The organism is Acinetobacter sp. YH01021, from assembly GCF_013420255.1.
Taxonomy (GTDB): domain Bacteria; phylum Pseudomonadota; class Gammaproteobacteria; order Pseudomonadales; family Moraxellaceae; genus Acinetobacter.
The window spans coordinates 1-1253 of sequence record NZ_VOYO01000072.1; the positions used below are offsets into that span (position 1 = coordinate 1).

Sequence of the window (1253 nt, forward strand, 5' to 3'; positions counted from 1 at the left end):
ACTAGAGACCTTTGCACAAACCAGCGACCTACTCTCGACACCAATCTCAAACTCAACTAAAAACTGGAATTGGTGTTAAAAGATAGAAAAAGTCACCGAATTGGCATAACACTCTCCTAAATTGCAGTTAATTCAGATCTATTGGCTAGTTTTGCCAACCAACAGACACAATAACCCTAAGCCAATCCATATTTTTGTTTCAGACTTAGGGCCGTTTTTAAATTATGCACAATGCTAGCAAGCACTGTACTGGTATGAAATTGCATTAACCCTAAATGACGAGCCTTGCTCATCCCATAATGCAATTTAAAATGACCAAATACCCGTTCCACCGTATTTCTGGTTTGGCTCTTTTGGGTATTGGAACGTTTTTGTTGTTCGGTCAAAGGGGTATTACGCCATGCTCTATCATGAATATAATTGTTTATCGGTGGTTCATGCTTGGCAAGATAGTCGTCATGGGCTTGGCTTTTATACGCACTGTCAGCGTAAACAGCAGATTCATTCCCTGTTAAAAGCGTGGTAAAACATTGTGAATCATGCACATTGGCTGGGGTGGTTTCAACTTTTTTGACAAAGCTGTCTTCATCACAGTTTAGATGGATTTTAAAGCCGTAGGTGGTTTTCACTTTGCCTGTGCTGTCTTTTTTACTGACGTAGGCAGCTTCTTTGTCTTGGGTATTGTCGGTATGTTTGCCTTTTTTAGCTCGTTTGTTCTTGGCTTCGACGATACTGGCATCGATGATGCTGACACTGCCTGCTTTGATGATAATATTTTGCTCGGCTAGTTGCTCATTGATTTGGTTGAATAAGGGTTGGGTAAGTCCAAGTTCGCCTAGGTGTTTGTGGTATCGCCAGATGGTGCTGTGGTCAGGTACGTTATCGGTAAGCGATAGCCCGACAAAGCGGCGAAAGAGTAAGTCTCGTGCCAGTTGTTTTTCCATGGCTGGGTCTGATAAGCCATACAGTTTTTGTAGTAATAAGACTTTAAACATGATGACTGGGTGAAAGGCACTTTCGCCACGGTCGCTGTTATGAACATGACGTAAGGTGTGTTCGATAGTCTGCCAGTTGATGAGGTTGTGTAGTTCATCGAGTTCTTCAATGGCTTTGTGGTGATTAACTAGACTGTCTGCTAGGGACAGCTGCCCTGTTTGTTTCCATGCCATGTCGGTGTCTTTTGTTATGTGGTTGATTATAAAGCATTATATCATTTTAACGAACTTTTGTGTATCTGTTCGTGCAAAGGTTTC

At 42.0% G+C, this 1253-nt stretch carries 1 protein-coding gene; it reads right to left on the reverse strand.

Annotated features, from left to right (window positions below; all coding sequences use genetic code 11):
• Positions 1–176 precede the first annotated feature (176 nt).
• Positions 177–1169: an IS5 family transposase gene (locus FTT86_RS15860; protein WP_180036307.1), complete on the reverse strand. Its 993-nt coding sequence runs from the start codon at positions 1167–1169 to the stop codon at positions 177–179.
• Between the last annotated feature and the right edge of the window lie 84 nt (positions 1170–1253).

Coding starts and splice junctions, on each gene's coding strand:
- FTT86_RS15860 (WP_180036307.1), bottom strand. CDS start 1,169: ATGGCATGGAAACAAACAGGGCAGCTGTCCCTAGCAGACAGTCTAGTT.